At 59.6% G+C, this 20,717-nt stretch carries 20 protein-coding genes, 1 tRNA gene and 1 pseudogene; 6 read left to right on the top strand and 16 right to left on the bottom strand.

The window, feature by feature from the left end; all coding sequences use genetic code 11:
- Positions 1 to 27: 27 nt before the first annotated feature.
- Entirely contained in the window at positions 28 to 1,287 is a 1,260-nt protein-coding gene (gene thrC, locus GCU68_RS04955) for a threonine synthase (protein WP_152939508.1), read from the top strand.
- Positions 1,288 to 1,467: 180 nt separating this feature from the next.
- Positions 1,468 to 2,358 (top strand): transcription initiation factor IIB, encoded by an 891-nt coding sequence (locus GCU68_RS04950; RefSeq protein ID WP_152943588.1) that lies wholly within the window; start codon positions 1,468 to 1,470, stop codon positions 2,356 to 2,358.
- A 53-nt stretch (positions 2,359 to 2,411) separates the two neighbouring features.
- Here the strand turns inward: GCU68_RS04950 and GCU68_RS04945 are convergent, their stop codons facing one another.
- Positions 2,412 to 5,930: an LAGLIDADG family homing endonuclease gene (locus GCU68_RS04945; protein ID WP_152939506.1), complete on the bottom strand. Its 3,519-nt coding sequence runs from the start codon at positions 5,928 to 5,930 to the stop codon at positions 2,412 to 2,414.
- Positions 5,931 to 6,487: 557 nt separating this feature from the next.
- On the opposite strand from GCU68_RS04945, the gene GCU68_RS04940 reads away from it, so the two are divergent.
- Entirely contained in the window at positions 6,488 to 7,639 is a 1,152-nt protein-coding gene (locus GCU68_RS04940; RefSeq protein ID WP_152939504.1) for a type IV pilin, read from the top strand.
- A 184-nt stretch (positions 7,640 to 7,823) separates the two neighbouring features.
- On the opposite strand, the gene GCU68_RS04935 is transcribed toward GCU68_RS04940, so the two are convergent.
- Positions 7,824 to 7,896, bottom strand: a tRNA-Pro gene (locus GCU68_RS04935).
- A gap of 90 nt (positions 7,897 to 7,986) precedes the next feature.
- Here GCU68_RS04935 and GCU68_RS04930 point away from each other — a divergent pair.
- On the top strand, positions 7,987 to 8,241 hold the full coding sequence (locus tag GCU68_RS04930; RefSeq protein WP_152939503.1) for a pro-sigmaK processing inhibitor BofA family protein: 255 nt from the start codon (positions 7,987 to 7,989) through the stop codon (positions 8,239 to 8,241).
- A gap of 53 nt (positions 8,242 to 8,294) precedes the next feature.
- Here GCU68_RS04930 and GCU68_RS04925 read toward each other — a convergent pair whose 3' ends face one another.
- From GCU68_RS04925 to GCU68_RS04880, 9 genes are all read right to left on the bottom strand, one after another.
- Positions 8,295 to 10,361, bottom strand: coding sequence for a DEAD/DEAH box helicase (locus GCU68_RS04925; RefSeq protein ID WP_152939501.1), 2,067 nt, complete (start codon positions 10,359 to 10,361; stop codon positions 8,295 to 8,297).
- A gap of 69 nt (positions 10,362 to 10,430) precedes the next feature.
- On the bottom strand, positions 10,431 to 11,084 hold the full coding sequence (locus GCU68_RS04920; protein WP_152939499.1) for a class I SAM-dependent methyltransferase: 654 nt from the start codon (positions 11,082 to 11,084) through the stop codon (positions 10,431 to 10,433).
- Between the two features lie 182 nt (positions 11,085 to 11,266).
- A complete protein-coding gene (locus GCU68_RS04915) occupies positions 11,267 to 12,382 on the bottom strand; it encodes an ABC transporter substrate-binding protein (protein ID WP_152939497.1) in 1,116 nt (371 codons plus the stop codon).
- Positions 12,383 to 12,679: 297 nt separating this feature from the next.
- Positions 12,680 to 13,540, bottom strand: coding sequence for an ABC transporter ATP-binding protein (locus GCU68_RS04905; protein ID WP_152939493.1), 861 nt, complete (start codon positions 13,538 to 13,540; stop codon positions 12,680 to 12,682).
- Complete coding sequence (locus GCU68_RS04900; RefSeq protein ID WP_152939491.1) at positions 13,540 to 14,649, bottom strand: FecCD family ABC transporter permease; 1,110 nt, start codon at positions 14,647 to 14,649, stop codon at positions 13,540 to 13,542. Before GCU68_RS04900 ends, GCU68_RS04905 begins: the two co-directional genes overlap by 1 nt.
- Positions 14,650 to 14,730: 81 nt before the next feature.
- Positions 14,731 to 15,120, bottom strand: coding sequence for a cupin domain-containing protein (locus GCU68_RS04895; RefSeq protein ID WP_152939489.1), 390 nt, complete (start codon positions 15,118 to 15,120; stop codon positions 14,731 to 14,733).
- A gap of 115 nt (positions 15,121 to 15,235) precedes the next feature.
- Entirely contained in the window at positions 15,236 to 15,430 is a 195-nt protein-coding gene (locus GCU68_RS04890; RefSeq protein ID WP_005554588.1) for a cold-shock protein, read from the bottom strand.
- A gap of 105 nt (positions 15,431 to 15,535) precedes the next feature.
- Complete coding sequence (locus tag GCU68_RS04885; RefSeq protein ID WP_152939487.1) at positions 15,536 to 15,757, bottom strand: hypothetical protein; 222 nt, start codon at positions 15,755 to 15,757, stop codon at positions 15,536 to 15,538.
- Positions 15,758 to 15,941: 184 nt separating this feature from the next.
- Positions 15,942 to 16,643, bottom strand: a complete 702-nt coding sequence (locus tag GCU68_RS04880) for a carbonic anhydrase (RefSeq protein ID WP_152939485.1) — start codon at positions 16,641 to 16,643, stop codon at positions 15,942 to 15,944.
- Positions 16,644 to 16,793: 150 nt separating this feature from the next.
- Between GCU68_RS04880 and GCU68_RS04875 the strand changes: the two genes are divergently transcribed.
- Complete coding sequence (locus GCU68_RS04875; RefSeq protein WP_152939483.1) at positions 16,794 to 17,810, top strand: NADP-dependent oxidoreductase; 1,017 nt, start codon at positions 16,794 to 16,796, stop codon at positions 17,808 to 17,810.
- Between the two features lie 47 nt (positions 17,811 to 17,857).
- Here the strand turns inward: GCU68_RS04875 and GCU68_RS04870 are convergent, their stop codons facing one another.
- From GCU68_RS04870 to GCU68_RS04855, 4 genes are read right to left on the bottom strand one after another with little or no spacing between them, the layout of a single operon-like run.
- Complete coding sequence (locus GCU68_RS04870; protein WP_227014939.1) at positions 17,858 to 18,010, bottom strand: DUF4870 domain-containing protein; 153 nt, start codon at positions 18,008 to 18,010, stop codon at positions 17,858 to 17,860.
- A gap of 43 nt (positions 18,011 to 18,053) precedes the next feature.
- The gene (locus GCU68_RS04865; protein WP_152939481.1) at positions 18,054 to 19,328 is read right to left on the bottom strand and encodes an RNA-guided endonuclease TnpB family protein; all 1,275 of its coding nucleotides are present in this window, start codon (positions 19,326 to 19,328) and stop codon (positions 18,054 to 18,056) included.
- A complete protein-coding gene (locus GCU68_RS04860) occupies positions 19,325 to 19,894 on the bottom strand; it encodes a hypothetical protein (protein WP_152939479.1) in 570 nt (189 codons plus the stop codon). Before GCU68_RS04860 ends, GCU68_RS04865 begins: the two co-directional genes overlap by 4 nt.
- On the bottom strand, positions 19,891 to 20,046 hold the full coding sequence (locus GCU68_RS04855) for a DUF2080 family transposase-associated protein (protein WP_152939477.1): 156 nt from the start codon (positions 20,044 to 20,046) through the stop codon (positions 19,891 to 19,893). The genes GCU68_RS04860 and GCU68_RS04855 overlap by 4 nt, the downstream gene beginning before the upstream one ends.
- Positions 20,047 to 20,099: 53 nt before the next feature.
- Between GCU68_RS04855 and tnpA the strand changes: the two are divergent.
- A pseudogene (gene tnpA / locus GCU68_RS04850) lies at positions 20,100 to 20,498 on the top strand (IS200/IS605 family transposase).
- On the opposite strand, the gene GCU68_RS21575 reads toward tnpA, so the two are convergent.
- Entirely contained in the window at positions 20,426 to 20,707 is a 282-nt protein-coding gene (locus GCU68_RS21575) for a DUF4870 domain-containing protein (RefSeq protein WP_227014937.1), read from the bottom strand. The pseudogene tnpA and the gene GCU68_RS21575 sit on opposite strands and share 73 nt — an antisense overlap.
- Positions 20,708 to 20,717 lie beyond the last annotated feature (10 nt).

Below are 20,717 nucleotides of genomic sequence, written 5' to 3'. Positions count from 1 at the left end.
TGCCGCTGCCACACCTCTCGGCTGATAATGAGTCTCAGCCTGTCCGCAGAGCAGCCGGCCACCCCCGACGTCGCAACCGATGGCGTCTGGCTCGAGTGTATCGAGTGTGGCGACACGTTCGCCCCCTTCGACGATGTCCGGTACACCTGCGACGAGTGTGACGGTTTGCTCGAGGTGCGTTACGAGGATCTGCCGACGTTCGACGACTTCGAAGGGCACGGCGTCTGGCGCTACGCTGCCGCGTTGCCGTTCGAATCGGGCGTCTCGATCCAGGAAGGATCGACGCCGCTGTACGAGGTGCCGCGTCTCGAAGACGAGATCGGCGTCGAAGCGCTGCGGATCAAACACGAGGGGATGAACCCGACCGGGTCGTTCAAAGACCGCGGGATGACCGTCGGCGTGAAGGTCGCCGAGGAACTCGGCGTTGGTCGACTGGCCTGTGCCTCGACGGGGAACACGAGTGCCGCGCTCGCTGCCTACGGGTCCCGCGGCGGTATGGAGACGCTCGTGCTCCTTCCAGCCGGCAAAGTCGCAGCCGGCAAAATCGCGCAGGCGAGCCTCCACGACGCTCGCATTCTCGAGGTCGACGGCAACTTCGACGCCTGCCTGGATATCGTCCAGGAACTAGCCGCCAAGGGCGAGGTCTACCTGCTGAACTCGCTGAACCCGTTCCGACTCGAGGGCCAGAAGACGATCGGCCTCGAGATCCTCGAAGCGTTCCTCGCCGACTACGACACCGTTCCCGACCGAATCGTGCTCCCGGTTGGCAACGCCGGCAACACCTCGGCGCTGTACAAGGCGTTCCGCGAACTCGTCCAGGCAGGTGAACTCGACGAGGACGACGTCCCCAAACTGACCGGCGTGCAGGCCGAGGGCGCGGCTCCGATGGTCGAAGCGATCGAGAACGACGCCGACGAGGTCCGACGCTGGGACGACGTCGAGACGCGCGCGACGGCGATCCGGATCGGGAACCCCGTCAACGCACCGAAGGCGTTGCCCGGCATCCGTGAAACCGGTGGCACCGCCGTCGCTGTCTCCGACGAGGAGATCACTGACGCCCAGCGATCCCTCGCCGCCGAGGGAATCGGCGTCGAACCCGCTTCCGCCGCCTCCGTCGCCGGCTTGCGAAAGCTCCGCGCCGACGGTGTCGTCGACGATGACGAACGCGTTGCCTGTCTGACGACCGGCCACCTGCTCAAAGATCCCGACGCCGCTGCCGCTGCTGGCGGTGATCCCGAACCCGTACCAGCCGACACGGACGGCGTCCTCGAGCATCTCCAGCAGTAAGCTGACTGCCGTTTTCATCGCAGCCCACGTCTGATTCGACCCGAACCGACGCGCTTCTTGATCGATTCCTGCCAATAACTAAAATCGGATTGTATGTTTAATTCCCAACTAGATCATGTATCTTAAATAGGATAGCGCCCCTCAATCCACGTATTGGGTTGAGAATAACCAATGGTTAGTATGGGTGGAGATGGCGTCTGCCCGGAATGCGATGGGAGATTGCGGACGAGCGGTACCGAGACGATCTGTGAAGACTGTGGACTCGTCTTTGCTGAGGACGCGATCGACCACGGCCCCGAATGGCGATCGTTCGACGACGACGAGACCGATCCACGCCGGACCGGCGCGCCGTTGACGCGCTCGAGACACGACCGTGGACTCTCGACGGAGATCGGTTACGGCTCCGGCACTCGTTTCGAGTACAGTTCCCGACTCACTGGACGGAAACGCCGACAGATCGCGCGCCTACGACGGGAGCATAATTGCGCCCGAATCTCGTCGAAAGCCGAACGCAATCAGATCTACGGCTTTACCGAGATCCGCCGCGTCAACACCGCCCTTTCGCTTCCCGAGTCCGCTCGTGAACAGGCCTGTACGCTGTTTAAGTCGGCCCAATCCGAAGGGCTGTTCCAGGGCCGATCGCTCGAGGGGTTTGCTGCTGCGGCGATCTATGCGACCTGTCGAACGCGCTCGAACCCGCGAACGATCGACGAAATCACTGCCGTCGCCCGCGCCGACGCCGACGAGCTCAGAGTGGCCTACGATGCACTCAATCGGGAACTCGGTCTTCCGACGGGACCGATCGATCCAACGCAGTATCTGCCACGGTATGCCTCGAAACTCGGCCTCGAGACCGATGTCGAGCGCCGCGCTCGGGAACACCTGACCGACCTACGTCAGGCGGGACACATCAGCGGGCGGAACCCAAGCGGCATTGCGGCGGCCTGTCTCTACACGGCAGCGGATGAACGCGAAGAGTGGCCGACGATCACACAGGCCGATGCGGCCGACGTTGCCAATGTCGCGCCGGTGACAATTCGCTCGACGGTAACGACGATTAGAGACCACTGACCGGGACTCACACTCGAGCACTTTCTGTGGCTGTCAAAATAGTGTGGAGTCGATCACGTCGTTCGGAGGTTGTCTGTACTCGGCTCGTAGACCTCACCTTTCTGTTTGAGTTTCTCGATCTCGTGTTCGGCCTTGGAGTGATCCATCCCGATCTCTTCGGCCCGGTCGAGGACGATATCGACCGGCGCACCGTCGTCGTACTCCTCTTCGATATCGCTGATAAGCTGTTTGATGTTCTTGATCCGGTCGCGCTGGGATTTGGACGTCCCTGCCTCGACGATGTCCGCGTCGAACTCGCCCGTTTCGGGGTCGACTCCGATATCCTGCAGACACGAGCGAACGATCTCGATAACTCGCTCGGCGTCGTGTTGTTCGACCGTATCTGACAGCCGCACACGGGCGCTCGCCTCCGAGAGTCGCACCAACGCCTCGAGCTTCCGTGCCGTCACCGGAATCGGAGCGTCCTCGTCGGTCCCTTTCAAACGGAGGTCGACGTAGAAGTCCCGGATCGCCTCGCGTGCTGCCTCGGTCATCCGTGGATGGCAGTTCTGTTTGGCGTAGGCGATGTACTTGCGCAGGAGTTCGGCGTCGATTTCGGGGTCGACCTGGCCGGTCATCTCTTCGATCTCCTCGTTCGAGACGTCGATCGACGTCATCTGCTCGCGCTGGGTAGTCAACTCGCCGGCGTAGTTCGTGGTGAGGATGTGCTCTGCGAGATTCCGGTCTTTCTCCTCGTCGGGATCGTCGGTGACCGTAAAGATCAGATCGAATCGCGAGACGAGCGCCGGCTCTAAGTCGATCTGTTCGCTGATCGGCTCGTAGTGGTCGAACCGGCCGTACTTGGGGTTAGCCGCGCCCAGCAGGGAACACCGGGATTTGAGCGTCGCGTTGATACCTGCCTTGGAGACGGAGATTTTCTGTTGCTCTAAGGCTTCGTGCATGGCAGAGCGGTCCTCGCTGCGCATCTTGTCGAGCTCGTCGACTGCGGCGATTCCCTGGTCAGCGAGGACGAGCGCGCCGGCCTCGAGGGTCCACTGCTGGCCGTCGCCGAAGTCGTCTCGCACCGCTGCGGCTGTCAGTCCTGCCGAGGACGAGCCTTTCCCGGAGGTGTAGACGGCTCGAGGGGCGATGTTTTTGATGTAGCCGAGCATCTGGGAGTTGTGCGAGATCACACCATTCGAGATGTAGTTGTGAGTTCCCTCGACCTCAAGATCGTATACCCAGTCGTAATCAGGTTCGACGCTGTTGACACATTCGATGCGTTCCCAGCAGACATCCCCTTCGACAAACTGCTCGAGAGTATTGAGACTCCTTTTTAGAGACCCACCGTCAGCTAGAACACCGTCCTCACTTGGGGCCTCTTCTGCTGATAACGCGTCTTTGAATGTCGCGACGACCTTCTCGAAACTCTCTCGACTTGGATTTCTCGACCCCCGTTCATAATGTTGATACGTCGATCGTGGTAGTCCACACTCGGCCTGTGTGAGCGATAGTGATTCCCGTATTCGCCGCAGTTCTGAGCCAATATCTGGAATAACATCCCGGTTTGTATTCCTCATTGTACCGGCGTATTGTTCTGCAGCCTGCTGTTTTCGCTGGGTTATGAAGCCCACTTTGGAGACATACCTTTCAAATTCGTTTCCGCTGATTCTGAGTCGGTAGCTACTGTTCTGCCGCTCGTGCAGTTGTGATCGGATCCCAACTGAGAGAAGTAATGTTCTAACATCTTCGAGCAGATTACGGCTTATCGAAGCAACAGTGAGCTCGCGCTGCGATTCCGAAACGTGTCCTTCTCCTTCGATGAATGCTTTGAGGAATTCCGATTTAATTGTCGCTGAAGCCTCGAAGATTGAATCAGGAACACATTGCTCACTGGATGACTGAAGAATGCATGGCTCGAGTACTTTGAGGAAGCTTACGAACTCCCCTGCTGAACAAAGTAGTTCATACGCATCCTTCGATTCATGAGGCACTCGCTCCGTCGTATTGAGGCCTAGTTTCTTGAGTGCATCCGTTGCGTCGTCCAATACTTCCCTGTCATTGTTCGTAATTGAAACGAATCCTGTATTATCGTCTCGCTGTTGGACGTATCCCTCTGCGATGATGTATCCAATCAGGCGGGCTAATGATGGCGTCCATTGACCTGGCAGGTCAAGTTGAACCGCATTTGGTGACCGAGATTGCCGAAAGTCAACATTGAGTGTGTCATTACCGTCTACTGTAAGTGTTCGAGGTGCAGCAATGAACTGTCCTGTTGTGAGGTCATCTGCGATTACCGGTTTGAGCTGTCCGTCATTCTGTACGAACAGAGGATGTGACGGCGTCACCTCGAGTTCTCGCCCACTCGAGGTTCGAATCCGATACATCTGGTTGGGGGCCTCTCGCTTCCAGACTTTAGTCGCCCGCTGCGGTGCGATTGAGCCATCGTCCTGTAGAGACGGGATGTTGAAATCTATCTCGTCGTACCAGCCATCATCAATCGGCTTCGGGTCCTCCAGATTCGACTCGACAATTTCCCGAATTGGGACGTTACGGCCATCTGCGAGTGTTATTTTCGTATCTCCGTGGACACACTTCCCAGTACCAGGATCACCGATAAGCAGCATGTGCAGGTCACCACGAATTCTCGAGCCGTCGGGCAACTGCTTGGTGACGCCCGAAAACAGCTGCAAGATCATCGCGAGTTTCTCCTGCTCGTAGCCGTAGATCGAGGGCGCGATGGAGGCGACCATCTGCTCGTAGATATCCTCACTCGAGGAGAGTCGGACGATCTCCTCTTTGTCCTCGTCGGTGATGTCCATGTCCTCGAACTGCTCTTCGTCGATGTCGACGGACATTCCCTCCATGTAGAAGTCGAAGACGGGCGATTTCTCCTGGTCGTTGCCCTGTTGCTCGAGTCGCAAGACGCCGGTCGCCGAGACGTGGTCGCCGGGGGTGACTTCGCCGGTGATGTCGTCTTCGATGTGGACGTCGAGCGATTGCGGCGTCTCGCCGCCACGAAGCCCTTCCGGACTCTCTTGCATCCGGAGCTTTTGGGAGTCGACGAACTCCGATTGGTCGAAGTTGACCTTGAACGGCCCCTGTCGTTCACAGCCCTGACACTCGTGAGGTTCCTGAAAATCGCCGCTGGACTGTGGAATCCGATTCAGGGTGCCACAGAGTTGGCACTCGAAGGCCGCCTCTTCGATTTTTGGGCGGACGTCGGTCGCTTTGCGAACGATGCCGTGGACCTGCACGAGGGAGTTCATATCCCGGGCGCGAATATCACGGATTTCGGGCGACTCCGTCTCGGGGAGATTGTAAATCCGGACGTGCGCCTGGCCGAGGCTGACGTCGATCGGTAGGTCGTACAGTCGTAGTGCCTCCTCGGCGTAGCGCTGGAGTTGTTCGGGTTGGTTCAGAAAGTCGTCAGCGAGATCGGGGTCGAACCGATAGAGATCCTGCCAGTCGACCCGGAGCGACCGCTGCTCGTTGGGGTATCGCTGCGCAAGCTGCTTGATATCATTGTCGTAGTAGTTGCGGAAGAACTGCTCGAACGAGTCGACGAGTTCAGAATTTCCCGCTTGCGCCATTGCACTGTCCTAGGTTCGCCATCGGCTATAAATGGTTGCAAAGCGGGCTGAAACTGATCGCAGGAGTGTCCCGTAGCGTTTCGGTTTTGGAGCTCCCGTACAGTCGGTCAGCAAAGCCGAACGGATCGGTTTCGGGCCACATCGAACCGTCCGTTCAAACGTCATCTCCTGGGCCGTCGAAGACGCACACACCGTCACCTGTATTCCTGTTTACGTGGCCACGGACGGATTTCGTCACCAGCGGTTATGTATGTACGGCCAATCTATTTTGGTATTCGCTGGTGAATGTACGGTAACCGTGACGGTCATTTCTGGTGAGACGGCTCGCGATGTCCACTCGAATGACGCCAACTTGACGGCAATCTCTGTCGATCCGACGCATTCGAGGCGATTCACCACTGCCAACGACCGGTGGTCGACGGGTTCAACGGCGCACAGAAGGGAATCAAGTCACTCTTGGCGGTCTACAGGAACCAGTAGAACTGCGTGCGTGGTTCGAGCCCCCGACGAACCGTCGATACGCTTTAAGAAACCGTAGTTTCGTAGCCCAACCACGAATGGGCTCTGTAGCATTTCTCAAGGATGATACTGCCGTTTCGCCGGTCATCGGTATCGTGTTACTCGTTGGCATCTCCGTTATGACGATGGCGCTCGTGGGCACCGTCGTTCTCAATCAGGGTGGCTTCGTCCAGACGACGCCAGACGTGGACGTGGGCTACAATCAGACGGACGATGACGTGTCGGTGGTCGTCACGTCGCTCATCGGCACCTCGAGCGTCGAAGCGTCAGCCATCGACGTCCGGATCGACGGCGACGACGCCTGCGGGACGTGGGACGGCGATGACGAACTCGAGGTCGGCGACAGCCTCGAGATCACGGGCTACGGAGACAGTTGTACGGATATCGTCGAGAGCGACTCGATCACCGTGGTCGTCGACCACGGCGCGCAGTCGGAACTGGTCAGCTCCTACGAACCGGATTTCCCCGGGTTCGAGTTGACGCTCGACGGGTACGACAACGAGGTATCGCCGGACGAGTCGGTCACGTTCGACGTGACCGTCACGAACGAGGGTACTGACACGGACGAGCAGCCGATCGAACTCGAGATCAGAAACCGAGGGACGGGCGCTTCTGACATCGTTGCCGACACGGAACTCGAGTTAGACAGCGGCGAGTCCAAGACGATCGGACTGGTGTGGGACGCCGACGACGGCCTCGAGGGCGAAGACCGGGAGGATAAACGATCGTACTCGGCGGCCGTCAGCAGCGACGACGACCGCCTCGCAGGGTCAGTCGTTCGTGTCGACGACGAAACGGATGGTGGCTCGAGTGGCGAGTCGGGAGATGACTCCGGTGACGTAGTGGGAGACGATTCGGATGAGAACTCAGACGAGGAAGTGGTGTTCGAGAGCTTGGTAGTGGACGTTCATGAGTATGAAGATAACACAGGTGGCGAAGACGACGAAGTGAGGGTTGTATTCGAGTACAAATTGAATGGTCCAATCGGTGAAAACGAAATCGCAATCGCCGCCGAAGTCGACAACTTCGAAGATGAGGCGAAGGCGGAATTGTCGGACACGACTGGGACTGTTACCCGCGATCTGAAAGTGCGGAACAAGAACGACGCCGTAATCGTTTCGGGTGTTATTAACGGCGAAGCATGTAACACCGCTACAATCCATGTTGAAAGTAGTGAAACAGTTTGTTAGCAACTCGGACAGCGACAACTGACGTTTCGCGCTCGAACCTCACTCCGACTTCAGTCTCTGTTTCGAAGCAAACGACTCGAGCCAACTGACTTGAGACCCCGCGCTCTGGACGGTCCGTTTATCGACTCCAAAACCAGTGCTGCTCGAATTGTCACTGGTCATGACGTTGATCACAACAGAAGTATGGGATCGCCCGGATTTGAACCGGGGTCACGGGCACCCAAGGCCCGAAGTATACCAAGCTAACCCACGATCCCGTGCTGCATCTACGACTTGCAGGTGTATTAGTTAAAGGCTTTCGTTATGAGCCGAGCGTTTTTCCCGATGGACGTATTATAACTAATTTCATGACTGGCATCGAGATCCTGCTATTGATCCTCGCCCTCGTGGGCGTCCTCGTCGGGGCCGCCCTCATCCGTGCGGCCAGCCCCTTCATTATCAACGCGGTCGTCGGACTGGTGTTGTTGTTCCTCGCACAGGCTGTTTTCGGGCTCTCCGTTGCCGTGACACCGATCGTCCTCGGCATCGTCGCCCTCGGTGGCGTGCCCGGCTCGATCATCGTGCTCGTGCTCTCGCTGTTCGGCGTTGCGTTCGTCCCATAGCGTCCGATAGCGTCAAAGCAGAGAACGGGTACAGTGGTCGACTCTCGAGCGGCTTACAGATCCGCGTCGCGGAGTTCGATGTCGGCGACGAGTTCGTAGGGGTGGGCGTCTTTTCGGATGCCGTCGACGAGGGTGAACGCTTCGCTGGGTTCTAAGAAGTGTTCGGTCACGACGCGACCCAGCGGCGTGGGTTCGAAGCCGTCGATGAAGTCGTACTGGAGGAGTTTCCCGATGGCGTGTTTCGTCGGGACATCGCCGAGCATGCGGTCGTTGAGCCCCTTTGCGGCTTTCCCGCCGACGGTGATGTTTGCGAGCGTTTCCTCGATGGCGGCGGCTTCGTCGTAGTGGGTCATCACCGACTCCATGTCGCCTTTCAGGAGTTTGAACGCGACCTCGTCCTCGCTCATCTCCATGGAGTTGTGGTAGGCGCAGTCTGGTTCGACGAGGACGTACACTGTCCCCTTGTCGTGGTAGTCTGGCCGGCCCGCGCGCCCGAGCATCTGGTGGAACTCTTGGACGGAGAGCCACTCGATTCCCATCGCCAGCGAGTCGAAGATCACCTGCGAGGCCGGGAAGTCGACCCCTGCGGCGAGGGCAGCAGTCGTCACGACGGCGGAGAGTTCCTGTTCGCCGAACTTGCGTTCGACCTCCTTGCGGCGCTTGTAGTCGAGGCCGGCGTGATACGGCGCGGCGGAGTACTCGAGTTTCCGGCTGATCTCGTGACACCGCCGTCTCGAGTTGGTGAAGATGATCGTCTGCCCGCGATAGCCCTTCGAGGACTCGGTATCGAACTCGCGTTTGACGAGTTTGTTCTCGATGCGGACCTTCTCCTGGCCGTCTGCGAACGTGACGTGGCGTTCGATCGGCACTGGGCGTTCCTCGAACTCGATGAGCGTCGACTCGAGGGCTGCGCCGAGCTGTTCGGGGTTGCCGACGGTCGCCGAGAGGTAGACCCACTGTGCGCCGCTGTAGTCGTCGCGGCGCTTCGCACGTTGCTCGCAGGTGTATTTGAGCCGCGAGATGAGCCCGTCGAGTCGGTGGCCGCGCTCGTCTTCTTTGAGCGTGTGGACTTCGTCGATGACGACGGTCCCGATGTCGCCCATGTCTTTGCCCGTCCGGAGGGCGTGGTCGATCCCTTCGTAGGTGCCGACGATGACGTCGGCGTTGGGATTGAACTGGTTGCCGTTGTCACTGATTCGACTCGCGCCCACTCGAATGGAGACGTCGACGAGGTGGCCGTACTCGTCCTGGAAATCCTCGTACTTCTGGTTAGCCAGCGCAACGAGCGGGACGAGAAAGAGCATCGTCCCCTTGCCGTTCAGCACACGATTAATGCCGGCCATCTCGCCAACGAGGGTCTTCCCGGTCGCCGTCGCCGACACCACGAGCTGATCGTCTCCATCAAAAAGCCCGTTCTCGACCGCGAGACTCTGGACCGGTAACAGCGTTTCGAAGCGGTCCTCGAGCAGCCCCTGCAAGCCGGGATGCAGGTTCAGCGAATCGACCCGAACGGGGTCGACCTCGTCGGTCGTCGCCGAAATCGTATCGAACTTCGTCAGATCGGGATCGAGCCGTCCCTTGAGTAGGTTGACGATCCGCTCTAAATCCTGCACCTCGAGCATGAGTTCCTCGAGGCGGTCTTTGGCCGCGCCGGTGACCGCGCCGCCGCCCGAAAAAGATAGCTGGCGCTCGAGTTCCTGTCGCGCGCAATCCTGACAGATCCAGTCGTTGTCGTCTTTGACGGCCGTTTCGGTGGTAATCGGCGAGTACCGACCCGCGGAGGCACAGTACCGACAGGTCCGAACGGCCTTGGCCTTGTCCTCGAGTTGATACCCGCTGAGCATCTCCATGAGTTCCTCGCGCGCCTGCCGTGAGGTCTGTTCGGAGATGCGGATCCGTTTGGCTCGACGGGCGAGTTCGATAAACTCGTCGGGCTGGCGTGGTTCTTCGCTCGAGCCGTCTTTGAGCCGGAACTTCGCGGGCCGGGGACCAGCCGACGTTTCCGACAGCCCGAGTTTCGCCCGGAACAGTCGCTGTCCGTCACGTTCGACCACGATCAGGTAGTCGTCGCCGAGTTCGTGACAAAAGATCGTTTCGACCTGCTGGACCTGCTTCGACACTGGGTGGGCATAATCGGTCGTCGTACTTGAGCGGTTCGGAACGTCGAACGCCGCGGATCGCGATGACTGTCAGTGGCTCCCGGACTCGGCTTTCTGTGCCGTCGTGGCGAGCACGAGTTCGGGCCCCCAGACGGGCCCAGTCACCTCGTGGGTGGGGTCGGTCCAGCCGGCCGATCGAACGAGTGTCGTGCCCTCTTCGCGGTCGTACCGGAAAAACAGCGCCTCGGCGATGCCGTCCTGCGCGTTTTGGACCGGGTTCCACCACGACGGCGATCGGCGATTGAAACCGAGCAGCAGTAGCTCGCCGCCCGGTTTCGTAACCCGGTGGGCCTCTCGGAGCGCCTCGACAGGGTCGGACCAGTAGAGGATCGAACCGATCGAGACCACACAGTCGAACGTCTCGTCCGCGTACGGGAGCGCACAGGCATCCCCGCAAACGAACCTGGCATCCTCGAGGTGTGCTTTGTCCGCGGCGGTCTCGAGCTGTGGCCGGCTCAGATCGAGCCCGTGAACCGCCGCAATCTCCGAACGGAGGTGGTCGATCGTCTCGCCGGTCCCGCAGCCGATATCGAGCACGCGGTCTGCCGACGCGAGCTCGAGTCGATCGATCGCCGCCTGCTGGAGCGACTCCGGCCAGAACAGCGACGGCACGACGGCGTCGTAGCCCGGTGCGAGGAGATTGAACCAGCGTCGGGTTGCCTCGGTATCCTGTAGCGCGCCCATATCGGACGGTCAAGACGGGTCGGCATAACGCTTGGCCGGGCGACTGCTCGGCGACGGGCCGTCGGCAGCGAGCGACTATTAGAGTTCGTTCGGAGTGCGAAAAAACGGCCATGACGATAGAAGAACGTACTCGAAACGACCGCGAGCGCACTCGAGTCAGAAGCAGTGAGAGACCGGATCGTCTAGAACGATCCGTTGACGATATCGCTGACGTCTTGTGGATCGTACAGTTGCTCGTCGACGCCGTAGACCTGCTCGGCCGCGCGCTGGGTGACGACGAGGTTCGTGATCGGACCCTGATAGAGCGGGCCGCCGCGGTAGACGTCGCCGTTTTCGACGGCCGTCAGCTGGCTGCCGGCGTTGTCTGCGTTCATGTTCGCGACGACGCTCTCTTGGAACTCCTGGGCACTCTTTGCTTCCTGACCACGACACAGGATCACGTCGGGGTCGATCTCGAGCAGCGTCTCGTAGTCGATTTGCCCGCGGCCGCTGTGGAAGTCGTCGACATCGGTCTCGGCGAGCGCGTCGATGACGCCGAGGTCGCGCCACTGCTTGAAACTCGTCCCCTCGTCGATGAGGTACGGGAGGAACGTCCCGTCGCCGTTGGGCCACAGGATAGTGACCGACGGTCGCTCGCCCTCGGCGGGCACGACGTCCTCGAGCGTCGACTGGAACTCATCATGGAGGGTCTCGAACGCCTCGTAGCGGTCTTCCTCCTGGAACACTTGCGAGAGCTTCTCGAAGGCCTCGTATAGCGTGAGGTACTCGTAGTCTTCGTGCCACGGGTAGCCCCGCGAGAAGATGCTGTTGCCGAAGAAGGGGGCAAGCTGTTCGACGTCCTCGATGTCGTCTTCGTCCCAGCCTTCGAATCGGTTCTGCAGGAAGTTGGGATCGATGACGTGGACATCGGCCTGATACTCGTAGAACTTCTCCTTATCGACCCCGTCGCTGTTCTCGTACAGGGCGTCGACCTCGTCGATATCGACACTGACGTCGGGAATGTCGTCGTAGTAGTGGGTGTGGTACCGCGAGGGCATCCAGACGGCTTCCGGCGGCTGCTGGCCCAGCGCGATCCCCATATCGGCCCAACTTCCGTTGTTGGCCACCCACGTCTCCGGCACGCTGTCGAACTCGACGTCGCCGACCGGTGGCATCGAAATCGTTCCGGCGTCGTCGTCCGATGTACCACCGTTGCCACTCCCGCCATCGTCGAGACAGCCGGCCATCGCACTACCGACGGCGGCCACCCCACCCATTCGAAGGACGTTCCGTCTCGTCCAGCACCGTTGGTCGTTCATCAACTTTTAGGCCGACCTAAAATAATAAAAGTGTTCCGAAGTACATCGTCGAGGAGCCCATCTCAGCCGTCACCGAGGACGACATTGGCGACTCGCTGGCGATCGAACAGCGCTTCGCCACTGAATACTCGGGGTAGAGTCCCTGTGCACCCCACTCGAGTTGGAAGTGATCGATGGTTTTCACCTGATACGAAACACCACCATCGACGATGCGGTCGTTTTTGCCCCCGTCGCGTCGGTCCCTGTCGATATTTAGGTTTACCTAAATGAACAAAAACATTCCGAAATGCCAGCGTTTCAGTTGCTATCCGGGAGCGCTCGCTTGGGCAGGACCTGCAACTCGGGTTCGTATCTGACGGTGGCCTCGACGCCGAAGACGTCCGCGAGCAGTGCCTCGGTCACCACCTCCTCGGGTGGCCCCCAGTCGTACAGTTCGCCGTCGCACATCGCGATCAGGTAGTCCGCAAAGCGGGCTGCCTGCGAGATGTCGTGGAGGATGACGGCCACCGTGACGCCTTTCTGCTCGTTAAGTTGGCGAATCGTCTCGAGGACGCGAAACTGGTGGTGGACGTCGAGAAATGTCGTCGGCTCGTCGAGCAACAGTACGTCCGTCTCCTGTGCTAACACCATCGCGATCCAGGCGAGTTGTTTCTGGCCGCCGCTGAGTTGTCCGAGTTCCGTGTCGCGGATCGCGTCGATTCCCGCCAACTCGATGGCGCGTTCGACCGCCTCACGGTCGTCGTCGCCGATACCGTCAAAAAAGCCACGGTGGGGATAGCGGCCGTGATAAACGAGGTCCTCGACGGTGATTGAGCCGAGCGAGTCGTTTTCCTGCGAGAGGACGCCCAGTTCGCGCGCCAATTCCTTCCGGCTGAACGACTCGAGGTCCTCGCCGTGGATTCGCACCGTTCCTGCTTCGGGCTCAAGGTGGTTCGAGAGCGCCTTCAGGAGGGTACTCTTGCCGCTGCCGTTCGGGCCGACGAGCGCGGTGACCGCACCCTCGGGAACGTCGAGGCGAGCACAGTCGACGATCGTTTCCTCGCTCGTCGGATAGCTGAGTTCGAGGTCGTCGCCGACGAGGGCGCTTTCGACGGCGACGCCATCCTCGTCGGTGATGCGTTCGCGGTTTCGATCCGTATCGTGCTGTGTGCGTGCCATTAGAGTTCACCCATCGATTGCTGTTTGCGCATCAGATACAGGAAGTACGGGCCGCCGATCAGGCCAGTGACGACGCCGACGGGCATCTGGACGCCGTCCAGTGCGAGTCGCGCGCCGACATCAGCAGTGACCAGCAAGGCCGGGCCGGCGAACAGACAGCCGACCATCAGCCGCCGGTAATCCCCGCCGACCGTGTTCCGAACGATGTGGGGAACGACGAGGCCAAAGAAGCTCACGACCCCCGCGACGGCGATCGCGACGCTCGCGGCCAGAATCGCGACGGCGGAGAGCGAAAAGCGAACCCGCTCGACCCGCATTCCGAGCGATCGGGCGGTCTGCTCGCCGAGCATGAGGACGTTCAACTGTCTCGAACCGGCAAGTGCGATCGCGAGTGCGACGATCGCCGGTAGGATGGCGATCCGGACTTCGTCCCAGCCAGTTCCCGTCAGCGAACCCGTGAGCCAGGCGATCGCCGTCTGGACGACGCCCAGATCGTCCGCGAAGAAAAACAGGCCCTGCTGGAGCGACTGGAAGACCATGTTGACGATCACACCCGCGAGTACGAGGCGAACCGGGCTCGTTCCGCCTTTCCAGGCTATCGTGTAGACGATCACGAACGCGAGCGTCCCGCCCAGTGCCGCGATCAGTGGCAGAAACGGCGCGAGACCGCTGAAGACGACGAGCGTTGCTAGAACGGCGAAGCCAGCGCCGGAACTCACCCCCAGAACGAACGGACTCGCCAGTTCGTTGCGCGTCACGGCCTGAAAGATCGCACCGGAGACCGCAAGCGTCGCACCGGCGATGATCCCGACGAACACCCGCGGCAGCCGCAACGTCCAGACGACGATACTCCCGGTATCCATCTTCGGCAGATCGGTGCCGAACAGAAACGCCGACCACGCATCGAGATTGAAGATCACTGCGGGATTGAACACGGCCGTCCAAGCCTCGCTGAACGTCATCGAGTACTCCCCGAAACTCACCTGCACGAGTCCGGCGACGACAGTGACGACCGTACTCGCCAGACAAAACAGGACGAGCGTCCCCGTCACCCATCCGTCTCGTTGTCGGGTAGACGCGTGTTCACCCATCGACTTCGCTTCTCCCATTGCATTTAGGTGTGCCTAAAAGACGTTTAGTAGTTGTGGTTCGAGGCGGGCGAGCGCCGGCGAACCGTGCCAAGAACGTCGTTACTCGAGCAATTCGATCTCGTCGTCGCCGTTGGGAACGGCACAGAGGAACGCGCCGTTTTGGTCGTTCTCGTTGCGGTACCAGTGAACGGTTCCGGCGGGGATCAGAAGCGAGTCGCCCGCCTCGACCGTATACTCCTCGTCACCGATGCCGACCGTATACTCACCCTCGAGGACGTACTGCTCGTGTTCGACCTCGTTCGTGTGTTCGGGTACCGCCGCGCCGGCCTCGAGGACGAACCGGCGGATCGCGAACGTCGGCGCGCCGTCGCTTTCGTCGATCAGGACGCCTTTCTCGAGGCCGTCGGCAGCGCTGACGGATTCGTACTCGATGTCGTCGCTGCGACGGATCACTGGCTCGGGTTCGGGTGTAGACGTTGGTGTTGCCATACCCGTACATTGGCGGCGGAGCCACTAAACGTTCAATGGCCTCGAGCGAGACGAGCGCTGTCACTCACCGGTGTAAAATACTGCAATCAAGTGCCGATACTACCGCGAATTCGCCTTACAGGCGCTCGACGTTCGTCGCGCGCGGGCCTTTGGGGGCCTGCTCGATATCGAACTCAAGCTCCTGTCCTTCCTCAAGGTCCGGGCCGCCGATGTCTTCCATGTGGAAGAACACGTCGTCGTCCGCGTCCTCAGTCTCGATGAATCCGTAGCCGCCAGTGTCGTTGAAGAAATCAACGGTTCCTTTCGCCATTGCTTCTAAAGAGAGTGGGCGTATACTCATAAACCCTGCGACTCACCTCAAATGCCGATATCGGGTGCTACTGGCGTATTCGGGGCAATATCGCCGATTTCACCATCAGTCGGGACCGTCCCGCTCCTCGAGGCGGTGGACCGAAATCGAGACGAAGTAGACGAGCATAAAGATCAAGAATCCAACAACGAGACCACCCAGTTCGACCGCCCCGATACCGCTCGGGTTGATCACCGCAAGCGCTGCCAATCCCACGAGAAACACCACAATCGTAAAGAGTCCGATGACGTAGTAAAATCCCGTATCGGACTCGAAGAACGCTCGCATAGCTAACCGTTTCGCCGCGAGCGCCAAAACGCTACCGACACGGCGGCTCGCCGACACAATCGCACTGCCGTGCGGAGCTCGAAACCGTGCTACGGCAGGTCGTTAGGCGGTCTCTGATCTCGAGTTCCCGGTACCTTCTCAGGACAGTCGCGGGTACACCGAAACTGACGGATCGGAATCCGTCTCAGTGGAGCAGGCTCTTGACCGCTCCCTCGTACTCATCGGGGACCGCTGCTTCGATCGCCTCGGGGTCCGTCTCGCCGTTGACATCGACCAGATACGTTCGGCCCGGATCGTCGCCGTAGATTCCCTGGAAGTCGTAGACGAAGCCGTAGACGTCGACGTCGTCAGGGACCTCGTCGGCGTCGCGAAGGAACTGCGTCTGCCGGGTGACGTTGTACTCGACGAGCTGGTTGATCACCATCTCCTCGTCAGCCTCGGCGTCGACCAAGTCGCTCTCGAGGCCGTCTTCGACGACCGGCACGAGCTGGTCGACCCACTTGTCGACGCCTCGCGGACCGGGGAGATCGCCGTCGGTCGCGGCTCCGTAGGCGGCGGTGACGGCCCCACAGCCGGTGTGGCCGACGACGGCCGCGACATCGGTGCCGGCGTGGGCGATGGGGTACAGGAGCCCGCCGTCGACGATCAACTCACCGTCGTCGTCGTCCCAGACCTGGTTGCCGATGTTGCTCGGGGTAAAGACCGTCCCCGGTTCGTCGACGCCCCACATGCGCTCCTGTGGGACACGAGAGTCGGAACAGCAGACGGAGACGACATCTGGCTGTTGGCCCTCCTGCACCGCGGCGAAGTAGTCGTCCGGCAACTCGGTTACGTGGCGCTCGTTTCCTGCGAGCAACGCGTCCAGTACGTCGGTATCTGTGCCCATACCAACGACATGGCGGATGGTCATCAAAACGGTTGCTCTTTGTGCACGTGCCTCGGTGTGGCTCGAGTCGCCGGTCGGCGCGGACGCCGGACCCAAGCCGTCCGGTTCCGGAAGCCGAATCTTCACGGTCCCGACGGGCTATGCGTGCGTATGGCAATGACCAGACAGTGGCGGCTCGCGAGCCGTCCAGTCGGCGAACCGACGCGGGACAATTTCGACCTCGTTAGCGTCGACCGCCCCGAACCCGGGCCAAACGAGGTACTCGTCCGCACGCTGTATCAGTCAGTCGATCCCTACATGCGCGGGCGGATGCGCGATGCGGAGTCGTACGCGGAACCGTGGGACGTCGGCGAGCCGATGCGAGCCGGCGTCGTTGGCGAAGTCATAGCGTCCAACGCCGCGGCGTTCTCGGCTGGCGATATCGTCACGGGAGACCTCCTGTGGGCGGAACACGCCGTTGCTGACGCGTCCGAACTCCGCCACGTAAACCCCGAGCACGGTCCCATCTCGACGGCCCTCGGGGTCCTCGGTATGCCCGGCGTCACAGCCTATTTCGGACTGCTCGACGTCGCCGAGCCGACGCCCGGCGACACGGTCGTCGTCTCCGCTGCAGCCGGTGCCGTCGGCTCTGTCGCCGGTCAACTCGCACAACTCAATGGTGCGCGCGTGGTCGGCACCGCCGGCAGCGAGGCGAAAGTCGAGTGGCTCACCGACGATCTCGGCTTCGACGCCGCGATCAACTACAACGCGACTGACGACCTCTCGAGTGCGGTCGACGACGCCTGTCTGGACGGGATCGACGTCTACTTCGACAACGTCGGCGGCCCCATCACGGACGCGGTCTGGCCCCGGCTGAACGTCCGCGCTCGCGTCGCCGTCTGCGGGCAGATCGCCCTCTACAACGAAACCGACGTCCCCACCGGACCGCGAAAGCTCGGCAAACTCATCGAGAGTCGCGCCCGCGTCGAAGGATTCCTCGTCAGCGACTACGAGGGACGCTGGGGCGAGGCCCTCCATCGTCTCTCGAGGTTCATCCGTGATGGCGACCTCGAGTACCGCGAAAACGTCGTTGAGGGGTTCGAAAACGCCCCTGACGCGTTCCTGGGGCTGTTCAAGGGTGAAAACATCGGCAAACAGCTGGTCAAAGTCGCGGAGTACGAGCAGTGATCGTCGTCGACGGTGTCTTCAACTCGAGTTGAAGTGATCGGTCGTCGTTAGACGAGGTCGGGCGTGGCTGGATATTTCCATGCCTCCCCGTCATTGGCTTTGACCGCTGCGAGGACACAGACGATCAGGTCGACGATCGGGACGAGGAACAGAAACACGAGTCCGATGAGGACGAACGTAAGCGCGAACGAGAATATCATGTGAACCGCCTCGGGGTCAAGCCCCGAGGCTTCTTCCCGTGGTTTAATCGGACACTCCCAACTGATCATCGGCTGGGTGGCCTCGAACGGTCGGGTGGGTCACGGTCGGGCTGTCCACGAACCCCGATGCCTGCGGTCGCACCTTCCGAACAACGGGAAGGCTGTTGAGAGCAGGCACATTCCAACTCATATACTTCTCGACGCCTTTCACGGCGATGTTCATGCTTGCACCACGGTCACTGTGGTCTTGATGACCACAGGATTTGCACTTGAACCGCTTTTTCTTGCGGTTCGCCCGTTCAGCGTGCCCGCACATCGGACACCGCTGACTCGTCTTGTACGGGTCAATCGAATCCGAAGGAATCCCCTCGAACGCAGCCTTGTACGACGTATAGAACTGAAGGGCGCGGAAGGGCAAGTGGTGCAAGCGTCGGTTCATCCGAGTACCATAATCAATACTGTCGCGCATCTCTTTGAGGTCTTCAAAGACGATGCACGGCCTCTCAAACTGCTGGCTCCACTCCACAATATGCCGAGACACTTTGTGGAGTCGGTCGCGGACAAACCGTTCCTCACGTCCTTCCAGTGCATCATGGATGCTGTCTTTTCCCGCGTTCTGAACGCGCTTCCGCATCGTGAAATAACGGTGGCGCTCGAACTTGATTTCGGGGAAGTCGATGATCAATGTGTCCTCAACACCATCCGCTGAGACTGCAGTGAGGGCTACGTTGTCCTCGTTCACATCCACACCGATGACCGTCCGAGAGTCCTGCTTGTCTCGGACAGTACGTTCGGTGTTGCGAATGTTGACGTGGAGTTCAGGTTCTCCATCGCGCCACAGGGCTTCGCTGGTCGTGACTTTCCACTCGTCGCTCGTGAGCGCGTTCTTGAGCAAGTCGAGGTGAGCGTCATTCCCTCTGAGAACGCCTTTAACGTGATTGTAGGGTTTCGCGCTGATACGAAACGCCACCTCGTCATCATCGGTGAGCGAGAGGTTGTACCCTTCCTCGTAGTTTGTTCGAAGTGGGTACGCGCCGTCTTTGGTGTGGCTGGGGATGTTGTAGTCGTCGTACTCGTAGTAATTCTCCATCGCTTCGAGGGCCTTAGCGACGATGCGTTGCGTCGTGTTCTTGATAAGGTTGGCTTCGCCTTCGAGGCAAGGAGAAATATCGTTCCAGTCCACGCCTTCTTTGGCGAGGCGGATGGTTTCGTTGTATACCCAGCGAGCTTCGAGGGTGGCGTCTTTGAGCAGACTCTCGTTGTCACTTTGGATGTTGAGTTGGAAGTCCAGTGTCTTCACGAGAGATGCTCCAGTCATTTTATTCGAACGTCGATTATTTCCCCAATTTCGTGCGTCGGAGGGTCATACTGAATATGGAATCCCGTGTTATACGACCTTTCAAGACACTCTTCAGTTCGTTCGACGTTTACCGTGACGGTGGGGAGGCCATCCCACGGCGGAAGCACGTCTTCCTCACGACCTTCTTCGATTGCCTGTTCTGCTTCCTCTCTGGTGAGTTCAGAGAACTCATCTAACCACCATTGTCGTGAGGCGTTAACATCAACTACACAGTATTCGGGCGTCCCGTCAACTGGTTCAGTGTACACAACCGAAGGGTCAATTCCTACACGGTCAAGTTCCTTCATATCGATTTTGGCGAAGCACATGAGCGTCTCGCCTGCGTCTTCGATACTGGCATTCCAGATGGTCGCGTTTAGCGTTGCCTTGGGTAGCGTATCGCTGCGATAGGATGACCCATTGTATTTCGACGTAGGGGCGGTCATCTGGCCATCGAATCGGAACACCACCTCACGCTCTTCTGCGTCGCAGAGTGTTCGAACGAGTGATGCGGTTCGTGCAGAACCGTTCGTTTCACCACTCATTCTTCGGCCCCCTCGGTGGGTTCTGAGGTTCGAACGATTTTCACGTCTGCGCCTCGCCAGCGTTTGGGGACAGTGACGTGGGCGCTGTTCCCGAACGGTTTAACCTCACCGTCGAGGACTTCTTCGCCGTCGATTTCAAAGCGATTCGCCATACTTGTGTATATCCTTTGTATATACCTAAGTGTGTCGGTGTGGTGTGACAAGTATGGGGGAGAAGCGGTCGAACCACATAGTGCATAATGTTAACTACCACCTTGTTTGATGTCCAAAATACCGCCACGCGATACTGGAGCCAACTGAGGATTCGTTGGATGAGTGTTTCCACGGGGTGTGTAACGAGTACGGCTATGACCTACAATCGTTACACATATCGCCCGACCACGTACACTTGTTCCTATCCGCACATCCGAAACACGCGCCGAGTGAGATTGTACGGACAGTCAAGAGCATCACAGCACGGGAGATGTGGGAGCAGCACGAATCGTTCTTGGAGAACTACTTGTGGGGCGGTGAGTTCTGGGAGGAGTCGTACTACGTTGGAACGGCAGGAACGGTTTCGAGTGAAACGATTGAACGGTATATCGAGTGCACGGAACACGTATAATCGAGACTACGGCCTTCACCCTCGGGGTCAAGCCCCGAGGCACTCGGCCTGCTTTTTCTGTAGATCGTGAACATGAGCTGCCAGTTCAACGCATTTCTCGCGTTCTCCTCGACGAACTCGTCCTCGGTCACGAGGAGGACGATCAGCGGGCCGACGATCCACGTCAATCGTCCCAGAACGTGTGTGATTGCGGCGAACGTCGTATCCATTTGATGTGTC

Source organism: Natronorubrum aibiense (assembly GCF_009392895.1).
Classification (GTDB): Archaea; Halobacteriota; Halobacteria; order Halobacteriales; family Natrialbaceae; genus Natronorubrum; species Natronorubrum aibiense.
The sequence above is the reverse complement of the archived record's forward strand: the minus strand, read 5'-3'. Positions and strand labels throughout refer to the sequence as shown.

Bases quoted from the DNA above. Each gene is read 5' to 3' on its own strand.
- thrC (WP_152939508.1), top strand. From the start codon at position 28: ATGAGTCTCAGCCTGTCCGCAGAGCAGCCGGCCACCCCCGACGTCGCA.
- GCU68_RS04950 (WP_152943588.1), top strand. From the start codon at position 1,468: ATGGGTGGAGATGGCGTCTGCCCGGAATGCGATGGGAGATTGCGGACG.
- GCU68_RS04945 (WP_152939506.1), bottom strand. From the start codon at position 5,930: ATGGCGCAAGCGGGAAATTCTGAACTCGTCGACTCGTTCGAGCAGTTC.
- GCU68_RS04940 (WP_152939504.1), top strand. From the start codon at position 6,488: ATGGGCTCTGTAGCATTTCTCAAGGATGATACTGCCGTTTCGCCGGTC.
- GCU68_RS04930 (WP_152939503.1), top strand. From the start codon at position 7,987: ATGACTGGCATCGAGATCCTGCTATTGATCCTCGCCCTCGTGGGCGTC.
- GCU68_RS04920 (WP_152939499.1), bottom strand. From the start codon at position 11,084: ATGGGCGCGCTACAGGATACCGAGGCAACCCGACGCTGGTTCAATCTC.
- GCU68_RS04915 (WP_152939497.1), bottom strand. From the start codon at position 12,382: ATGAACGACCAACGGTGCTGGACGAGACGGAACGTCCTTCGAATGGGT.
- GCU68_RS04905 (WP_152939493.1), bottom strand. From the start codon at position 13,540: ATGGCACGCACACAGCACGATACGGATCGAAACCGCGAACGCATCACC.
- GCU68_RS04900 (WP_152939491.1), bottom strand. From the start codon at position 14,649: ATGGGAGAAGCGAAGTCGATGGGTGAACACGCGTCTACCCGACAACGA.
- GCU68_RS04895 (WP_152939489.1), bottom strand. From the start codon at position 15,120: ATGGCAACACCAACGTCTACACCCGAACCCGAGCCAGTGATCCGTCGC.
- GCU68_RS04890 (WP_005554588.1), bottom strand. From the start codon at position 15,430: ATGGCGAAAGGAACCGTTGATTTCTTCAACGACACTGGCGGCTACGGA.
- GCU68_RS04885 (WP_152939487.1), bottom strand. From the start codon at position 15,757: ATGCGAGCGTTCTTCGAGTCCGATACGGGATTTTACTACGTCATCGGA.
- GCU68_RS04880 (WP_152939485.1), bottom strand. From the start codon at position 16,643: ATGGGCACAGATACCGACGTACTGGACGCGTTGCTCGCAGGAAACGAG.
- GCU68_RS04875 (WP_152939483.1), top strand. From the start codon at position 16,794: ATGGCAATGACCAGACAGTGGCGGCTCGCGAGCCGTCCAGTCGGCGAA.
- GCU68_RS04870 (WP_227014939.1), bottom strand. From the start codon at position 18,010: ATGATATTCTCGTTCGCGCTTACGTTCGTCCTCATCGGACTCGTGTTT.
- GCU68_RS04865 (WP_152939481.1), bottom strand. From the start codon at position 19,328: ATGACTGGAGCATCTCTCGTGAAGACACTGGACTTCCAACTCAACATC.
- GCU68_RS04860 (WP_152939479.1), bottom strand. From the start codon at position 19,894: ATGAGTGGTGAAACGAACGGTTCTGCACGAACCGCATCACTCGTTCGA.
- GCU68_RS04855 (WP_152939477.1), bottom strand. From the start codon at position 20,046: ATGGCGAATCGCTTTGAAATCGACGGCGAAGAAGTCCTCGACGGTGAG.
- GCU68_RS21575 (WP_227014937.1), bottom strand. From the start codon at position 20,707: ATGGATACGACGTTCGCCGCAATCACACACGTTCTGGGACGATTGACG.